This window comes from Exiguobacterium sp. KKT215 (assembly GCF_055635335.1).
In genome coordinates this window covers 614,192-630,281 of sequence record NZ_CM145756.1, presented here as the reverse complement: position 1 = coordinate 630,281, position 16,090 = coordinate 614,192, and the positions used below count along the sequence as shown (strand labels likewise).

The 16,090-nt window shown below is 54.8% G+C and carries 15 protein-coding genes; 8 read left to right on the top strand and 7 right to left on the bottom strand.

Translation table 11 applies throughout. The annotated features are described in order from the left end of the window. Positions 1 to 26 precede the first annotated feature (26 nt). Positions 27 to 782 (bottom strand): Fic family protein, encoded by a 756-nt coding sequence (locus tag ACZ2GZ_RS03370; RefSeq protein WP_470295541.1) that lies wholly within the window; start codon positions 780 to 782, stop codon positions 27 to 29. A gap of 197 nt (positions 783 to 979) precedes the next feature. Here ACZ2GZ_RS03370 and ACZ2GZ_RS03365 point away from each other — a divergent pair, with 197 nt between their 5' ends. Then, on the top strand, positions 980 to 1,180 hold the full coding sequence (locus ACZ2GZ_RS03365; protein WP_214763527.1) for a sensor histidine kinase: 201 nt from the start codon (positions 980 to 982) through the stop codon (positions 1,178 to 1,180). Positions 1,181 to 1,241: 61 nt separating this feature from the next. Here the strand turns inward: ACZ2GZ_RS03365 and ACZ2GZ_RS03360 are convergent, their stop codons facing one another. After that, positions 1,242 to 3,095, bottom strand: coding sequence for a sensor domain-containing phosphodiesterase (locus ACZ2GZ_RS03360; protein WP_470295540.1), 1,854 nt, complete (start codon positions 3,093 to 3,095; stop codon positions 1,242 to 1,244). A 280-nt stretch (positions 3,096 to 3,375) separates the two neighbouring features. Between ACZ2GZ_RS03360 and ACZ2GZ_RS03355 the strand changes: the two genes are divergently transcribed. Next, positions 3,376 to 4,983, top strand: coding sequence for a C40 family peptidase (locus ACZ2GZ_RS03355; RefSeq protein WP_251135242.1), 1,608 nt, complete (start codon positions 3,376 to 3,378; stop codon positions 4,981 to 4,983). A 115-nt stretch (positions 4,984 to 5,098) separates the two neighbouring features. Next, positions 5,099 to 7,807, top strand: coding sequence for an EAL domain-containing protein (locus tag ACZ2GZ_RS03350; protein ID WP_470295539.1), 2,709 nt, complete (start codon positions 5,099 to 5,101; stop codon positions 7,805 to 7,807). A 31-nt stretch (positions 7,808 to 7,838) separates the two neighbouring features. On the opposite strand, the gene ACZ2GZ_RS03345 is transcribed toward ACZ2GZ_RS03350, so the two are convergent. Both ACZ2GZ_RS03345 and ACZ2GZ_RS03340 read right to left on the bottom strand, forming a co-directional pair. Beyond that, positions 7,839 to 8,105 (bottom strand): hypothetical protein, encoded by a 267-nt coding sequence (locus tag ACZ2GZ_RS03345; protein ID WP_470295538.1) that lies wholly within the window; start codon positions 8,103 to 8,105, stop codon positions 7,839 to 7,841. Next, positions 8,102 to 8,830 carry a DUF3784 domain-containing protein gene (locus ACZ2GZ_RS03340; RefSeq protein ID WP_470295537.1) on the bottom strand — a complete coding sequence of 243 codons (729 nt, stop codon included), beginning with the start codon at positions 8,828 to 8,830 and terminating at the stop codon, positions 8,102 to 8,104. Before ACZ2GZ_RS03340 ends, ACZ2GZ_RS03345 begins: the two co-directional genes overlap by 4 nt. A 107-nt stretch (positions 8,831 to 8,937) precedes the next feature. On the opposite strand from ACZ2GZ_RS03340, the gene ACZ2GZ_RS03335 reads away from it, so the two are divergent. After that, a complete protein-coding gene (locus ACZ2GZ_RS03335) occupies positions 8,938 to 9,411 on the top strand; it encodes a DinB family protein (protein WP_408584035.1) in 474 nt (157 codons plus the stop codon). A 34-nt stretch (positions 9,412 to 9,445) separates the two neighbouring features. Here ACZ2GZ_RS03335 and ACZ2GZ_RS03330 read toward each other — a convergent pair whose 3' ends face one another. After that, positions 9,446 to 10,687, bottom strand: coding sequence for a UDP-glucose dehydrogenase family protein (locus ACZ2GZ_RS03330; protein WP_470295536.1), 1,242 nt, complete (start codon positions 10,685 to 10,687; stop codon positions 9,446 to 9,448). Positions 10,688 to 10,813: 126 nt separating this feature from the next. On the opposite strand from ACZ2GZ_RS03330, the gene ACZ2GZ_RS03325 reads away from it, so the two are divergent. The 4 genes from ACZ2GZ_RS03325 (at position 10,814) to ACZ2GZ_RS03310 (ending at position 13,729) form a co-directional block, all read left to right on the top strand. After that, a complete protein-coding gene (locus ACZ2GZ_RS03325) occupies positions 10,814 to 11,059 on the top strand; it encodes a hypothetical protein (RefSeq protein ID WP_214714203.1) in 246 nt (81 codons plus the stop codon). Positions 11,060 to 11,181: 122 nt separating this feature from the next. After that, the gene (pgaC, locus tag ACZ2GZ_RS03320) at positions 11,182 to 12,441 is read left to right on the top strand and encodes a poly-beta-1,6-N-acetyl-D-glucosamine synthase (RefSeq protein WP_021066357.1); all 1,260 of its coding nucleotides are present in this window, start codon (positions 11,182 to 11,184) and stop codon (positions 12,439 to 12,441) included. Next, positions 12,399 to 12,878, top strand: coding sequence for a poly-beta-1,6-N-acetyl-D-glucosamine biosynthesis protein PgaD (gene pgaD / locus ACZ2GZ_RS03315; RefSeq protein WP_470295535.1), 480 nt, complete (start codon positions 12,399 to 12,401; stop codon positions 12,876 to 12,878). Before pgaC ends, pgaD begins: the two co-directional genes overlap by 43 nt. Then, positions 12,878 to 13,729, top strand: coding sequence for a polysaccharide deacetylase family protein (locus ACZ2GZ_RS03310; protein WP_470295534.1), 852 nt, complete (start codon positions 12,878 to 12,880; stop codon positions 13,727 to 13,729). The genes pgaD and ACZ2GZ_RS03310 overlap by 1 nt, the downstream gene beginning before the upstream one ends. Before the next feature lie 35 nt (positions 13,730 to 13,764). Here the strand turns inward: ACZ2GZ_RS03310 and ACZ2GZ_RS03305 are convergent, their stop codons facing one another. After that, complete coding sequence (locus ACZ2GZ_RS03305; protein ID WP_470295533.1) at positions 13,765 to 14,409, bottom strand: thioredoxin domain-containing protein; 645 nt, start codon at positions 14,407 to 14,409, stop codon at positions 13,765 to 13,767. A 138-nt stretch (positions 14,410 to 14,547) separates the two neighbouring features. Continuing rightward, positions 14,548 to 15,306 (bottom strand): Ig-like domain-containing protein, encoded by a 759-nt coding sequence (locus ACZ2GZ_RS03300; protein ID WP_470295532.1) that lies wholly within the window; start codon positions 15,304 to 15,306, stop codon positions 14,548 to 14,550. Positions 15,307 to 16,090: the final 784 nt, after the last annotated feature.

Here is a 16,090-nt window from a genome sequence, read left to right as displayed (position 1 = left end):
GACATGAGGCAGCCCTTCCTGAATCGTCAGGAAGGGCTGTTTTTGGATGGATGAGGGGCGATCGCGCTCAAGTACAAATCGAGCGATGTTTCGACCTCTGTCACGACAAGGGCGACAAAGTCGTCATACATTCCTGTCGTATGCGCTCGATCTAACGCATTGTAATAACTCAGGCGATTTTCGACTTTGATGACAATCGGCGGATAACCGGACTTCATCAACTCTAAATTGAGCAACAACCGAGATGTACGACCATTTCCATCAATGAACGGGTGAATCCCCACGAACTTAGCATGCAACAAAGCGCCCCGTTCAACCGGGTGCATCGTATTCGTCTCTGTTTCATACCAATTCATCAGTTGCCCCATCTGTTCTTGAATGAGGTATGGAGGCGGCGGCATATGAACGGATCCAGCAATAAACACTTGCTGGTCCCGATAGACGCCTGCATACGCATCATCAATTCCTTTCAAGACGAGACGGTGCAAATTTTTTATTTGCCACTCCGTCAGCGGTTCTTCGCGTTGGACAATCTCTTCTACATAAGAAATGGCGTCCTGGTGGTTAATCACTTCAAGATGCTCGCGCATCGTCTTCCCGCCAACCGTTATACCTTCCAGCACCACTTTTGTCTCGTTGATTGTCAACGTATTTCCTTCAATGGCATTCGAGTTGTATGTCCATTCTAAAAAGAGTTTTGCTCTCAAACTTTGAAGCGTATACGTCGGCAGCGGTCGATTTTGATCCAGTTGTTCTTTTTTCATCGTCAGTTGCTCAAACATATAACCCGCTTCCTTTCTCTCAAGTGTTCGTGATTTAATTATACGCTTGTTTACCTGAGCAAGTCGATTTCGAGTGAACGCCTCATTTCATCTTTAATCGGCAAGGATACCCCCTACTTCAATCGTGTCCCGGGCACAGCCCGACGATAAGTGGGAGAGGAATTGCCGCCGGGGCCGAATCGTGCACGTCCGACTCAATGAACGGTATCGGCATCGACGCGAACGAACTGCCGTACATCTTCGAGCGCTACTACCGGGGCACGAACACGACCGACGCACTCGGCAGCGGCCTCGGTATGGCGATTTCCCGGGACATCATCAAAGCGCACGGCGGCACTGTCACGGTGACGAGTGCGCGCGGGTCTGGAACGACGATTCGCATCGAGTTGCCGGCCTGACGCGAGCGGCAAAAAAAACGCAGACACGTAACATGTCTGCGGTCCATTCAAAAGGATTCGCTCAACGGAGCGAATCCTTTTTCGTCGTGTCATAATCCTCAATCCACGTCTCGAGCTCGTCAACCGGGAGCGGACGTGAGAACAAGTAGCCTTGCATCTCGTCACAGCCGAGCGAGCGGAGCGTGTCGCGCTGGTCGGTCGTCTCGATGCCCTCGCACACCGTCTTCAAGCCGAGCCCGCGGGCGAGCTCGATAATCGACTGGACGATGACGTTCCCGGTCGGATCGTTGTCCGTCACTTGGATGAACTGCCGATCGATTTTAATCTCATGAATCGGATAGTGCTTCAAATAGACGAACGCCGAGAAGCCGGTCCCGAAGTCGTCGATTGAGATCGAGAAGCCTTGTTCCCGGAACGCGACGAACCGCTCGATGACGTGCTGCTGATTCTCCATCCCGACGCTCTCGGTGATCTCGAACGTCAAGTAGTTCGGGCAGACGCCCATCTCCTTGACGATATGGCCCAACTTTTCGACGACCCCGTCCGATAGGAAATGACGGGCTGACAAGTTCAAGGCGAGCTGATACATCCGGCCATCGTCGTGCCACGTCTTCAACTGGCGGCACGCGGCCTCGAGCGCCCATTCTTCGAGCGCGATGATGACGCCGGTCGATTCGGCGAGCGGGATGAAGTCGAGCGGTGGAATCAATCCTTGTTTCGGATGGATCCAGCGCATCAGCCCTTCGAATCCTTTTAACTTGCCAGTCGCCGCTTCAATCTTCGGTTGGTAATAGAGCGTGAACTCGTTCAAGGCGAGCCCTTTTCGCAAATTCATCTCGAGTGTCAGACGGGCCGTCGCCTTCTCACCCATCTCTTCCTCGTAGAAGGCGATCCCCCCGCGCTGCACGTGGCGATCATTGGCCGTGATTCGGGTCGTGTCCATCATCTCGAGCGTCGAGCGTGACTTGTCCTCGATCGAGATGAAGGCGCTCATCGTCAAGACGACGTCGAGCTCCCCGACCGCGAACGGCTCGCTCGTCACCGTCTCACAAATCAAATCGGCGAGCGCCTTCACTTTGATGCGGTCGCCGTAAGGCGTCCACAGTAGAAAGCCAGATTGAGAGACGCGCGCCAAGAGCGACGCATCGACGACTTGTTGGAGGCGTTCCGACAGTTCGATGACGATGTCGTCCGCGCGCTGGATGCCGATTGCCGTCTCGACGGAACGGAACTCGTCCGCCCGGAGATAAATCAATGAGCCGAGCTGGTGCGGTGCCTGTTCGCGGAGCGCGTCCACCCGCTCGATGAACCCGTTCAAGTTCATGAGCCCGGTCTGTTCATCCGTATAGGCGAGCTTCGTGATGTGTTCATCAATCTCGCGGCGGTCGAGCCGGAGATAGAGGATGGCGATAAAGTCGGACAGCGTGCTGACGATCAGCTCCTCGATGAACGTCCATTGCCGTGGCGCGAACGTCTCGCAACAGATGACCCCTTTCGCCCGATTGTTCGCATAGATTGGGGCGTCGAGCATCGAGTAAATCCGTTGCCCTTCCACGAAGTGCTGCTGGTATAAATCCTTCACCCACTCGTGGGTCCGGACGTCTTCGAACGGGAGCACCCGGTTCGTCCGCAACGCGTCGAAATAGACAGGTGCGTCCCCACGCATGACTGTCAACACCGGTTCGCTCGGTCCCGTCTCTTTCGAATAGGCGACTTGGCAACTGATCGAGGCATACGTCTCGTCGAAATGCCAAATCGAGACCGTGTCGACGTCGAGCATATCGGAGACGACCTCGCACATATATAAGAGCGCTTGCCGTACCGCAGCCTCCGTCACCTCTGGCATTCGGACGAGTTCGAACAGTTTCTCTTGATGTTTGCGATATGATTGTGTTGAAAAGTTCCCCTCGTTCATAAGTCCCCTACTCTCATTCAAACGTTTTGCATTCATGATAGCACGAAAAGAACTATGGATAGGTTTCCAAAATTCAACAGAAAGTCAATTTTCGATTCCCCTGTTTCTTTAGTACTCCCGCCTCATCCGTGTCCGAAAATATTGACCTCATTTTTAACGGAATCCACTGATTGAGCCATTTCCACCATTGCTTGCCGTTTGTGTAAACCCTACAATAAACATGTATTGCTTTACCTGTCGATAATTGTCAAAAGCACTCATTAGAGAAGGAAGTGACCCAATGTCCCCTAAGTCCGGCCTCATGTACTCATTCGCAGCCATCGCCGCCGTAAGCATCATCGCCCAGGCCGACGAAGTCGCAGCAGCCAGCTCACACGTCGTCCGTGCCGGTGACACGCTCTGGTCGATCAGCCAACAGCACAACGTGTCACTCGCCAATTTAAAAGCTTTCAACAACTTGAATTCAGACCGTCTCGCCATCGGGCAGACGCTTAAATTGAACGGGAGCGCCCCGACCACAGTGAAACCTGCTGCCACATCAGGCACGGGCACTGTCACGACGGCCGCGTTGAACATGCGTCTCGCCGCAGGCACGTGGCACGACGTACTCGTCACGATCCCGAAAGGCCAAGCACTCACACCGATTCAAACGAGCGGTGCCTGGACGAAAGTCAGCTATGGCGGGAAGACCGGTTGGGTACATAACGGGTATTTGACGGCCTCATCTGTCAAACCAGCTACACCGAGCACACCGACTCCAATCAAACCTGCTGCTCCAGCACCATCAAGCGACGCCACCGTCACGACGGCAGACTTGAATATGCGCGTCGCCGCAGGTACGTGGCACGACGTACTCGTCACGATTCCGAAAGGCCAAGCGCTCAAACCGATTCAAACGAGCGGCGCCTGGACGAAAGTCAGCTACGGCGGGAAGACGGGTTGGGTACATAACGGTTACTTGACGAACTCATCCGTCAAACCGACTACACCGAGCACGCCGACAAAACCGGCCGCTCCACAAGAGCAGAGCATCAACCAGTCGTACACCACGACCGCCAACTTGAACGTCCGTCAAGGCCCGGGCATCGGCTACGCCCTCGTCACGAGCATCCCGAACGGCACGACCGTCAAAGCGACGAAGCAGAGCGGCACGTGGGTATACGTCACGTATAACGGCAAGAGCGGTTACGTCAGCACCGGTTACTTGAAACAGACGACGACGGCACCGAGTGCGCCGGTCACACCGAACGCCGGAGACGGCGGTGCAGGCAATGCTTCGTTCGACTACGTCGTGAATACACCCTCGCTCAACGTCCGCACGTCGGCCTCGACGAGCTCGGCCATCATCGGTCGCGTCACGGCCGGACAGACGCTCCGGATCGTCCAGACGTCGAACGGTTGGCATCAAATCTATATCGGGAATACGACCGGTTTCGTCTCGGCGTCTTACGTCAAAGCGGTGCCGAAAGGCTCTGCAGTAAGTCCTGCTCCAGGCACGTCAGAGGCAGGGATCGCCGCCATCGCCGTCGCCAAGAAATACGTCGGCACCCCATACATCTGGGCATCCTCGAACCCGGCCAACGGTGGGTTTGACTGCTCTGGACTCATCTATTATGCCTTCAATCAGGCAGGCTACAGCGTCCCACGCACGAACGTCGCCACGTACTGGGCCGGGTCTTATTTCGGAACACAGCTCAGCAAGACGTTCGTCCCAAAAGCGGGCGACCTCGTCTTCTTCGAGAACACGTACACGGCCGGCCCGTCACACATGGGGATCATGATTAACGCGGACACGTTCATCCACGCCGGGACGTACGGACTCGGTTATAACACGATCAGTAAAGAGCCATACTGGAAATCACGCGTCATCGGTTACAAGCGACCGTGACCTTCGGCGCATTGAAAGACCCGACCTTTGTCGGGTTTTTTTTCGTGGGGCAGGATTTCCCTCGAAAGACTCGAACACGAGAGATAGAATGGGAAGAGAAAGAAGGAGGTGTCCGATGGGAAGCAATCGATTCGCTAAAATTCCGTACCGGATTTACACGATGGCCCTCGCCGTCGCTTGTCTCATCGGCGTATTGTTGTTCGGGCTCGGCCTGAGCTATTACTGGAAAGAAAAACACGTCGCCGTCGACGAGACGGTGCGCGACTTGAACCACGCCTCCGACTTGGCCGGCGTCGAGTCGTATCTCGTCTTGCATCACGCGGCCAAGCTCTATGAGACGAACTCAGAGCAACCGACGGCGTTACTGTCGGCCCCGTACCGTGAACGGGCGCTCCAATACAATTTTCAACTGCTCGACGACTTCGAGACCGGGGTCGACGAGCGCGAACGAGAGGCGTTGCTTCGCTTCTCGGAAGAACTTGAAGATACATTGAACGAGGACGGATCGAGCCGCTTCCAAGCGGTGCCGTTCGACGTCATCGAGTCGATCAACCGGCGCTGGCTCTATCAAGGGCTCGAACGGACCGCCCAAGAGAACACGGCCTATGAATTGACCGATGCCATCATGCGCATGCAGATGGCGTTCGTCGAAGGTGTCACGAACCTGCTCGCCGAGACACCGGATCAAGACCAGCTCGAGTTCGAGGTCTCGACGATTGCGAACGAGGCCCGTCTGATTGAGGACATCGTCGCGACCGACCCGTCTCTCGGGACGAAATCGGTCGACGACTTGATTGAGAGCGCGCTCGCCCTCGGTCGGGTGACGGCTGCCAATTCGACGCTCGAGGCCCGTTACGTCAACGGGACGAGCTTCTATGAGGATTCGCACGCGGCGCTACAAGCGGTACGCTCGGCGGCTGACGACACGCTCATGACCGAGCGTGACCGTTACGGTACACTCGCCATCGCCGTCCTGTTCATCACGCTCCTGTTGTCAGGCGCGCTCTTGTTCGCCCTATGCTCGACACGCAAGATGTACGCCCACGACTTGAGCCATTTGAAGGCACGCGCCCTAGCCATCGACCCGAGCACGGAACCGGTCGAGGATTCGTTCCCGCCGAGCCACGACTTCCGTGGCATCGAGGACGAGCTCCGCGAGATTGCCGCCAGTGTCCATTCGACGGTACACACGCTCGAGACGAAATCAAACGACCTGCTCCGGTATCACGAGCGCTGGTCGTCCCTTTTCTCCGAGACGGGGCTCGCCATCGCCTTGATTGATGACACGTACAACTTTATCGAACGAAACGATGTGTTCCGCCAGTTCTTCGGCGAACGGAACCTGTATGAAATCAATCAGCTGTTCACCGACACGGGCCGCCGCCTGTTGCGCGAGGCGCTCGCCGGGGTAACAGAGAACGGCACGAGCGCGCAGTTCATTCTGCATTTGAAAGGTGAGCACGTCCGCTTCTTGAACGTCAAAATCATCCCGCTCAAGCGCGGTGAGACGCTCACGTATTACCTCATTCTCGAAGATGAGACCGAGCGCGTCGAACGCGAGCGCAAGGTCGACCGGCTCGTCCGATTCGACCTCGCCACCGAGCTCTACAACGAGTACGGCTTCCTGCGGGCGTGGGAGAAACAGGACATCGATGGGACGTTCCTCTTGATTAAATTGAACGACTTCCATCACCTCGTTGACTGGTACGATCCGACGTACGCCGACCTGCTCATGACCGAGTTCGCCCGTCACGTCGAGGACCGGCTAGAGAAGTATGCGCATCATTTGTTCGGCCGTTACCGGGACGACACGCTCATGCTGTATGTGAAAGGGCTTCGCAACGTCGACGAGACCGAATTGTTGGAGCTGTTCCCGACCGAGCTATTGATTAACCAGAAACGCCAGACCGTCCACCTTCAAATCGGGGCGACGCATACGACGCCGAGCTTTAACGATTGTCTGTTCGAGGCGACGAAGGCGTTGCAGCACGCCAAAGAGACGCGGACCCCGTTCGTCTGGTACGACGCGAGCATCCTCGCCCAGCTTCAATGGGCCGCCTTGATTGAACAGGCGCTCCCGGAGGCGATCGAGCAAGGACATATCACCGTCGCCTATCAGCCGCAAGTCGAGCTGAAGACGGGCCGGGTCGTCGGGGCCGAGGCGCTCGCCCGCTGGCAGCACCCGGACATCGGCAACGTGCCACCGAACGAGTTCATCCGCATCGCCGAACGCTCGGACCAGATTCTCTGGCTGTCGCACTCGATTCTCGATTTGGTCGTCGAGCAGCTCGTCGCCTGGCGCGACACGCCATTCGCCGATATCTCGTTGTCGTATAACTTGTCGGCCCATTCGGTCGACCCGTCCATCGTCACCAAGCTGCGCGACTTGATCACGACGTATCCATGGCTGCCCGACCGGTTGAAAATCGAACTGACCGAGTCGGCGGACATCATGTCGCACACGAACGAGCTCGAGCGGCTCGAAGACATCTCGGACCTCGGCTATTGCCTCTCGATTGACGACTTCGGCACCGGCTACGCCTCGTTCGAAGCGATTTGGCACTTGCCGATTCAAGAAGTGAAAATCGACCGCATGTACGTCAGCGGCAAAGCGAAGGACAGCACGTCATTCCTCCGCGCCGTCTCCCGCTTCGCGAGTGAACAGAAATTGACCTCGCTCGCCGAGGGCATCGAGACGAAACAGGACCTCGAGCGGATTATCGCGGAAGGTGTCGAACTCGGACAAGGTTATTATTACGCCCCTGCCCTTGACGCGACCACGTTCGAGGCCTGGGTGAACGACAAAAGAGGGCACCTCGCCTGAGCGAGCGCCCTCTCCGACCGGTTGACACATGTCAGCCGGTTTTTCGTTTGATGAGATTAAAGACGAGCTTCAGTGCGATCAACAGTCCGATGACCGGCAAGATGACCGGCAGCGACCCGCGCGGCAACAGCCCGAACATGATGAACGCCGTCATCCCGATGGCAAAGAACAGTTTGATGCCGCGCTCATGGCCGTCGAACTGATCCCAGCGCCAGACGAGGAGTAGCAAAGTCAGCGGTGCGAACAAGAACGTCAAGAAAAAGAACGGCATGTGCCGTGTATACCAAGGTTGTGTCATTTCAGTCGTACCTCCTCATATAACGCTTCCGTCGCCTCGTTCGACTCCACGTTCACATAAATCGGTTTGCCGCTCCAGTCAATCCGGACGGCGGCCTCGATGTCTTGGTCGAGGTAGACGAGCACGTCCTCCCTGTCCGTCGTCCGGAAGTGGCCGGTCAAGCGTGAACCGACGGCGGCACCGTTCGTCCGGCGGTCGAGGCTCGGCCGATACGTCAATGTCACGGTCTCGATTTCATCATACGGCACCGTCTCGCCGTAGCTACCCTCGATGACGAGTGCCGATTCGGTGAGCATCACCTCGGTCGGCTGACTGAACCAGAACAGAAGACCACCGACAAAGCCCAAGATGAGCGTCAGGACGAGAACGATCGGGATGAGTTTCTTCTTGCCCCCAGGCTGAAGTTTTCCATGTTCATCAAAGATATTCCCGTCATACTTTTGGGCGCGCCAAAGCGTCACGACGACGAACGCGACGATGAGCAGAAACAACGGCTCGAGCGGAATGTCGAGACCAAACACGTCAATGGCGACGATGACGAGAAAGATCGTTGCGATGCCGTAACACATGAAACCGATTAACCGTGCCACCGCCTTGATGTTGACGCGCGCTTTGTCTTCGCGCTTCATCGTGTTGTATCCCGAGATGAGGAAATGCCAACCCAAGCGATGGACGGCAAATCCGAGCAAGAACAGAATGAGTGCTGCAATCACGAGTCCCCACATAGAGGTGCCCCCCTTTCTTCTATAGTCTACGTGAAAATGAGGACAAACGTTTCAAAATCATGAATCTGCGTCGTATAATCAGGGTAGAACGCTCAAGGAGGAATTCGATGTATCGTACGAAAGCAGATTTTCTACAAGATTGGATCAAATCATCGACTGGCACGCTCGACGTGCTCCGCGCCGTCACCGACGAGGCGCTCGGACAAGAAATCGTCCCGGGCCACAACTCGATTGGCTGGATCGGCTGGCACGTGACGACTGCGCTCGGCTATTTCACGAACTTGCTCGGCTTCCGCTTGTCGGCGCTGAAGAGTTTGACGCAACCGAACGACGCCAAGGCGATCGCCGACCAGTATGCGCGCTATGCCGACGAGATTAGCCAGGCGGCCGAACAGTTCTCGGAAGACTATCTGTTAGAAGAAGTCGACGTCCACGGTGCGAAACAGCCGCGTGGCGCCGTCTTGCGCATGATGATCGACCATCAGACGCACCACCGCGGCCAGATGACGGTGCTCCTCCGTCAGGCGGGACTCACGGTCCCGGGCGTCATGGGACCGACGAAAGAACAGATGAAGGCGTGAAAAAAGGCGAGGCCCCGTGGGGTCTCGCCTTTCGTCACATCGATGACGGTGTATTCTCCTTGTTTTGCATCCGACCGACCCCTTCGTACTGGACGGTACCCGGGTCGCGTGCATACTTCCAAGCGTTGCGCGCATCGATCAAGCGCTTCGTCCGCATCCCATCGAACGCTTCCGGTTTCAACGCGACGAGCTCGTCCCATTCCGTGACGAGGATGGCGATGTCCGCTCCCTCGAGCGCAGCTTCGACCGTCTCCGCTTGGGGGAAGTCCCACTTGGCGAGCGGGTCGTAACCGATGACTTCGACTCCACGTATCTCCAACAGTTGAGCGAGCGTCATTGAAGGCGCATCGCGCATGTCGTCCGTCCCCGGTTTGAAGGCGAGGCCAAGCAAGGCGACTTTGAGATCGCTCTTCGGTTCGACTTTCGAGGCGACGTACTCCATCTGGGCGTCGTTCGCGTGCATGGCCGCTCGGATGACCGGTAAGTCGACCTCGTTCTCGTTCGCCACGTTCAAGAGCGCGTGCATGTCTTTCGGGAAGCACGAGCCCCCGTAACCGAGTCCGGCGTTCAAGAACGAACGTCCGATGCGCGGGTCGAGTCCCATCCCGTCGGCGATCGTCGTGATGTCCGCTCCCGCCTTGTCGGCGAGACGCGCCAAGTCGTTGATGAAACTGATTTTTGTGGCGAGGAACGCGTTCGAGGCGTATTTGATGAACTCGGCGTCAATCGGTGATGTACAGACGATCGGCACCCCGAGGCGTCCGTAGATACCGGCAAGTTCCTCACACATCTCGAGGTTGTCACTGCCGATGACGACGCGGTGCGGTTTCAACACGTCGGCGAGGGCGCGCCCCTCTTGAAGAAATTCCGGCACGACGGCGAACGTATGGGCCGGGTACATGACCGACAGCATGTCGGTCGTCCCCGGCGGCACCGTGCTGCGGATGATGATTTTATGTTTCGACGCGACCTCGGACAAGGCCGCGTCGACGAACGTCAAGTCACAGCTGCCGTCTTGCTTGCTCGGCGTCCCGACGGCGAGGACGAGGTAGTCGACCGTTTCTGTATCGGCCATCGAGTCCGTGAATGTGATTGAACCGTGATGATCGCGTAACACGTCTGCCATGCCCGGTTCGTGGAACGGGACGTCCCCGTTCATGAGACGGAGCAGTCTCGGTTGGTCTTTCTCGACACCGATGACCTCATGCCCCGCTTTTGCTAGTCCACACAGGGTGGCCAGCCCGACATAGCCAAGGCCGATGATTCCAAATTTCACGATAGTTCCTCCTTCAATAGTCTTCTATTAACAGTACCGAAAAGCGGCATGCAAGGGAAGGCTCTAACACTCTCTGAATATTCTCTGCTATAATGAGTCAAAATGAGGCTAGAAAGGAATAACCGCATGGGATTGCTCGCTTTCTTTTTGATTACGCTCTTCGTGTTCTACTGGTTTCCTATTCGAGGTGGACTCAAGACTTTCCTGCTGATTCTCATCATGATCAGCGGATGGCTCTCGATTTTCGAACTCGTCTCCATCATCGAAGCCCGCCCTTGGGTTGCGGCCCCTGTCCTCGCGCTGATCGGTTTGTTCGTTTGGAAATGGCGCAAAGACAGACGGACGAAACTGAACAAGCAACAAGACATTTGACACACGTCGAATGTCTTTTTTTATTAAATGTATATTTCACCCAATTAATATGAAATAATAATTCTATATCAACTAGTATCTTACATACCATATCTTATTGAATAATAAGGGGAGACTACTTTATGAATTTTTACGGGCTCGACATCGCACCTTGGATCGAACCACTGGCCCAATTCGTGTTCTGGTATCCGTTCTTCATGGCGCTGTTTTGGATCTCGGGCGCTCTCTTATTCAGCTTGACGCGTGAGAAAGAGGAAGAACTCGATTTGAACGAGCGGGAATGGCCGCTCATCAGTATCTTGATTCCTTGTTATAACGAAGAAGAGACGATTGCCGAGACGATTGAATATTTGGACCGTCTCACCTATCCGAACTTTGAGATTATCGCCGTCAACGATGGCAGCCGTGACAAGACCGGCGACATTCTCGTCGGACTCGCCGACGAGTACGAACGCTTGCGTGTCATCGACTGTCATGAAAACCGAGGCAAGGCGAACGCGCTACATATGGCCGCCCACGCCGCCCGCTCCGAGTATTTGCTCTGCGTCGATTCGGACGCGTTCTTGAGCGAGGAGGCCCCGTATTACCTCGTCCGTCACTTCTTGAATCGCGGTGAGCGCGTCGGTGCTGTCACCGGCAACCCGCGTATCCGTAACCGCGACACGCTCCTCAGCCGGATGCAACTCGTCGAATACTCGTCCATTATCGGCTCCATCAAACGGACGCAGCGCGTCATGGGTAAAATCATGACCGTCTCCGGCGTCATCGTCATGTTCCGCAAGAAAGCGTTGCTGTCGGTCGGTCTTTGGGACCGCGACATGATCACCGAGGACATCGCTGTCTCGTGGAAACTCCAGAAGAATTTCTGGGACATCCGCTATGAGCCACGCGCCCTCTGCTGGATGCTCGTCCCGGAGTCAATCTCTGGCATTTGGAAACAGCGCGTGCGCTGGTCGCAAGGCGGACAGGAAGTCGTCTTACGTCACTTCGACATCTTCAAAGACTGGCGCCAGCGCCGGATTTGGCCCGTCTATATCGAACAGGTCGTCAGCGTCCTCTGGGCGTATGCCTGGCTCATCGTCACGGTGTATCTGTTCGCGACGGCCGACACATGGCAGGACATGTTGATTTGGTTCACGTACAACTCGTTCGCGCTCGTCCTCGTCAGCCACGTCCAGCTGATCATCTCGCTCTGGAACGACGCCCGTTACGATAAAGTGTTTAAATATTATGTCTGGGCCGCTTGGTATCCGGTCATCTACTGGATGCTCAACACGTTCGTCGTCATCGCGGCGACGCCGAAAGCGATTAGAGCCCGTGTGAAAGGAGGTTATGCGACATGGAGTTCACCAGACCGGGGGGCACGGAGAAGCAGCCTGTAAGTGAGTTATACGATTACGAACAAGAGATTCTCGTCAAGACGAAACAGAACGTGTTCCGCAAAGGGATCGAGCTGTTGCTCACGGCCGTGTTCTGGTTGTATACGTTCATTGTCACGTGGTTCTTCTTGAGCGCCGTCGTCGACGTGAACGACCGCTATATCGCCATCCTCAAGACCGCCTTGAACGTGACGAACGCCGACATCCGCGAGCTGCTCTATTTCGGGCTCGTCTCGTCGTTCGTCGCCGCCCTGCTGCTCTTCCTGTGGCGGACGTACAACAAGCGGAAGTACGGCCCGCTCAACCGCCGGCAGATGCCGACGGACACGACGCTCGACGATTGGCTCAAACTCGACTTGATGGACCCGGAAGATATCGAGCGGCTTCAGCGTGACAAGGTCATCGTGTTCACAGAAAATCCAGTGAAAGAGTTGAAATGATGCGCTACATGAAATGGCTGGTCGTTCTATTGATTATTGGCGGCATCGCTTGGAAAGTGTACGACGTGTCCTCGACGACACATGAGGACGTGCCCGATGCGGCGCTCCTCCCGACCGAGAACGTCTGTCTCGGTCTCAACTATCACCGCGTCAAACAGCCGAACACGTGGAACAAGCTCGTCGAGAACGTGACCGGCTCGTCCGAACTTGTCCGCTACAACGTCTACGCCGACAAGTTCGAGCAACAGATGACGTGGCTTCAAGAAGAAGGCGTCCACTTCGCGACGCAGGCCGACTTGCTCGGCTATCGCGCCGGTGAGCCGATTCCGGACAAATGTGTGTGGATTTCGTTCGATGACGTCGATCATACCGTCTATGAGAACGCGTTCCCGATCTTGAAAGACAAGCAAATCCCGTTCACGCTGTTCATCATCACCGGTCACGTCGGCGAGGCGTTCCAAAACTTGGACCTCGCCCCGTGGACCGAATTGAAAGACATGCAGGCGAGCGGACTCGCCGACTTCGGGACGCATACGCATGACATGCATTACGTCAAAGACGGAGGCGCCGTCTTCTTGCCAGAAGACATGCAAGATGAGCTCCGACAAGATTTGGAGACGAGTGTCGCCGCCATCGAAAAGAATCTCGGGACGCGCGTCACGACGATCGCCTATCCGTTCGGCAACACGAGCGACGCCGTGACCGAGACGGTGCAAGACCTCGGCTTCGAACAGGCGTTCATCTTGAGCCCGAATCCGATCACGCCGGACAACGACCCGTTCTATTCGAACCGGTACTTGCTCGATGCCGAACTGTTCGAGCTGTTCGTCAAACCGTATTTCGAGAATTGATGATGCACCCCCTCGTCACTGACGAGGGGTTATTTTTAGTCTTCCGGTACCTCGACTTCGTCGCCCGCTTCGATGGTGCCGTTCATGATGTGTTCCATTTCCTCCAAACTGAACGCATCCACGAGCTGGATACCGTCGACATACACCGTCGGCACGTACTTGACACCAAAGTCGCGCGTGAACAGCCGTGAGTTCTGGATGCCGATATCGACGTGGTTCTCAAGCAGTTCGTCCACATTCAGGTTGAACTCAGAGGCGATTTTTTGGACATGGGCTTCCGTCCCGAAGCCGTCCGACCCCGAGTCGTGTCCGATGGCGCGCTGCACTTCATAGTAGCGGTCCGGGATGAGCCGTTCCACGTTATAATCCACGTTCGCGAGCAGTTGCGACTGTTCGTTCAACAAGACGAGTGGCTGTCCTTTGAACGTCGCCTCACCCTTGTCAATCCAGCGCTCCTCGATCTCCGGTAGTACCTCTTCCATCCACTTCTTGCACCACGGACAACTGTAGTCGAAGACGAACACGATCTCGTGCTCGCCTTCCCCGAGCGCGACTTTATCCTCGAGCGGTAGCTCGTATGTCGTGTATGTATGAATCTTCGTCGAATCGACGGCCTCGCTTTGGTTGCAGGCCGTGAGAATCAAGATGAGTCCGACGAATAAGAACAGAAATCGCTTCATATATAACCTCCTATTTGCTCAATTGTTCACATAATTAGTTATACCATGGTGAGCTGTCAGACTCGAGTGACGTTCTGGTGAAGTGCGTCAAAAAAAATGACACATAAGAAAACGAGCGGACCGCATAGCCCGCTCGCTTCATTTGACGACGCGTGTCGTCTTCTTCATTTCTTGATACCCGCTCTGCGTCATCTTCACGGTAACAACCGCGCCTGGTTTCTGACGTGAAATCGTCAGCTTGTAGTTGTCTTTCGAATCGACTTTCGCGGTCTTGCTGACGAGTTTCGTCCCGACATACGCCTGGACGGTCGCCCCCTTGTTCCCTTTTCCAATGATCACGTTAGAAGTAGACTTCACCGTGTTGACACTGAACGTCCGGAACGTGTTGAGGACTTTCACAGAAGTACTGCTCGACGTGTTCCCGGCCGCGTCTCTCACACGCACCGAGACGGTCACCCCTGGCTTCGTCGTCTTCACGTTGTAGCGATATGAGCCTGTACTCGATGCTTTCGTCGTGTACGTGCGTCCGTTATATGTGATATACACGGTCGCGCCTTTCTCGGCTTTCCCGGACACGTACGTCGACTTGTTAGTGAGCGTCGAAACGGTCGGTTTCGTTGGAGCCACTTTATCGATCGTGAACGTGAGTGACGTGACGTTTCCGGCTTGATCAGTGACGCGGAGCGTGTAAGCGCCCGAGTTCTTGACCGGCCAATTGTTGCGAATCCGTTTCCCGTTCAACGTCGCCGTTCCTTCATTGTATTGAATCGTCACCGATTGATTCGTGACTTGGCCCTGACTGATACCTGAAATAACCGGTGGAGTTCGGTCGATGATTGGTAAAACTTGAATCGATACATCAAACCCTTCCGTAACGGTTAAAGTATTTTGATTCAAGTCAGAAATCGTAAGACTAGATAATCTCCACCGACCTGGATGAGTCCGAAACGAATAATATGATATCGGGAAGTCAAAACCAGTAGACGTCACCTGATCACTCGATAAAATGACCGTCTCCCCATTATCATGAGTGAAAGTCCCTTGCACTGATTTAAGTTTTAAATCATCCTCAGCATTAATCGTAAGCGACTTTGTGACATATTCATCTAAAATGATTTCTTTTTTTTCTATTGAAGTAAATGTCGGTTTTGTTAGATCATTTGAAGGATACTTTAATTCAAATCCTTGTTCGTTCTCTTTTCCCCATAACATGTTACTGTTTCCATGATCATCCCAGCTTTCCAAAAAATTTAACTCGTATCGCCCTTCCTCCATTCCTTCTTTAATCGTAAGTTCGCTAGTATAACGACCATTTCCTAAAGACTTCAGTGGAACGTAAAAGGAGGAATTCTTGCTCTTCGGCTCGATAAGAAAAATACGTACATCCGGGTCGACCGAAAGATTATCTTTTACTTCGATTTCGATACGCACCTTGTCACCTACTGTGTAAGGACCAGAATCAATTTTAAAATTTACTATTTGAGGAGCTTCCATGTCTTCGTTTGTATTATAAACAGTAAACCCTTGATTACTTTCTTCTCCCCATAGCATGGCGCTGTTCCCGTGATCATCCCAGCTTTCTAGGAAATTAAGATCATATCTACCTTCCTCCATACCCTCTACAATTCTTATTTCTCCTATATATTGCCCACCTCCTAACGATTTTAGTGGAACATAAAAA

What these genes read in the sequence shown, in the direction of transcription:
- ACZ2GZ_RS03370 (WP_470295541.1), bottom strand. Translation starts at nt 782, where the DNA reads ATGTTTGAGCAACTGACGATGAAAAAAGAACAACTGGATCAAAATCGA.
- ACZ2GZ_RS03365 (WP_214763527.1), top strand. Translation starts at nt 980, where the DNA reads ATGAACGGTATCGGCATCGACGCGAACGAACTGCCGTACATCTTCGAG.
- ACZ2GZ_RS03360 (WP_470295540.1), bottom strand. Translation starts at nt 3,095, where the DNA reads ATGAACGAGGGGAACTTTTCAACACAATCATATCGCAAACATCAAGAG.
- ACZ2GZ_RS03355 (WP_251135242.1), top strand. Translation starts at nt 3,376, where the DNA reads ATGTCCCCTAAGTCCGGCCTCATGTACTCATTCGCAGCCATCGCCGCC.
- ACZ2GZ_RS03350 (WP_470295539.1), top strand. Translation starts at nt 5,099, where the DNA reads ATGGGAAGCAATCGATTCGCTAAAATTCCGTACCGGATTTACACGATG.
- ACZ2GZ_RS03345 (WP_470295538.1), bottom strand. Translation starts at nt 8,105, where the DNA reads ATGACACAACCTTGGTATACACGGCACATGCCGTTCTTTTTCTTGACG.
- ACZ2GZ_RS03340 (WP_470295537.1), bottom strand. Translation starts at nt 8,830, where the DNA reads ATGTGGGGACTCGTGATTGCAGCACTCATTCTGTTCTTGCTCGGATTT.
- ACZ2GZ_RS03335 (WP_408584035.1), top strand. Translation starts at nt 8,938, where the DNA reads ATGTATCGTACGAAAGCAGATTTTCTACAAGATTGGATCAAATCATCG.
- ACZ2GZ_RS03325 (WP_214714203.1), top strand. Translation starts at nt 10,814, where the DNA reads ATGGGATTGCTCGCTTTCTTTTTGATTACGCTCTTCGTGTTCTACTGG.
- pgaC (WP_021066357.1), top strand. Translation starts at nt 11,182, where the DNA reads ATGAATTTTTACGGGCTCGACATCGCACCTTGGATCGAACCACTGGCC.
- pgaD (WP_470295535.1), top strand. Translation starts at nt 12,399, where the DNA reads ATGGAGTTCACCAGACCGGGGGGCACGGAGAAGCAGCCTGTAAGTGAG.
- ACZ2GZ_RS03310 (WP_470295534.1), top strand. Translation starts at nt 12,878, where the DNA reads ATGCGCTACATGAAATGGCTGGTCGTTCTATTGATTATTGGCGGCATC.
- ACZ2GZ_RS03305 (WP_470295533.1), bottom strand. Translation starts at nt 14,409, where the DNA reads ATGAAGCGATTTCTGTTCTTATTCGTCGGACTCATCTTGATTCTCACG.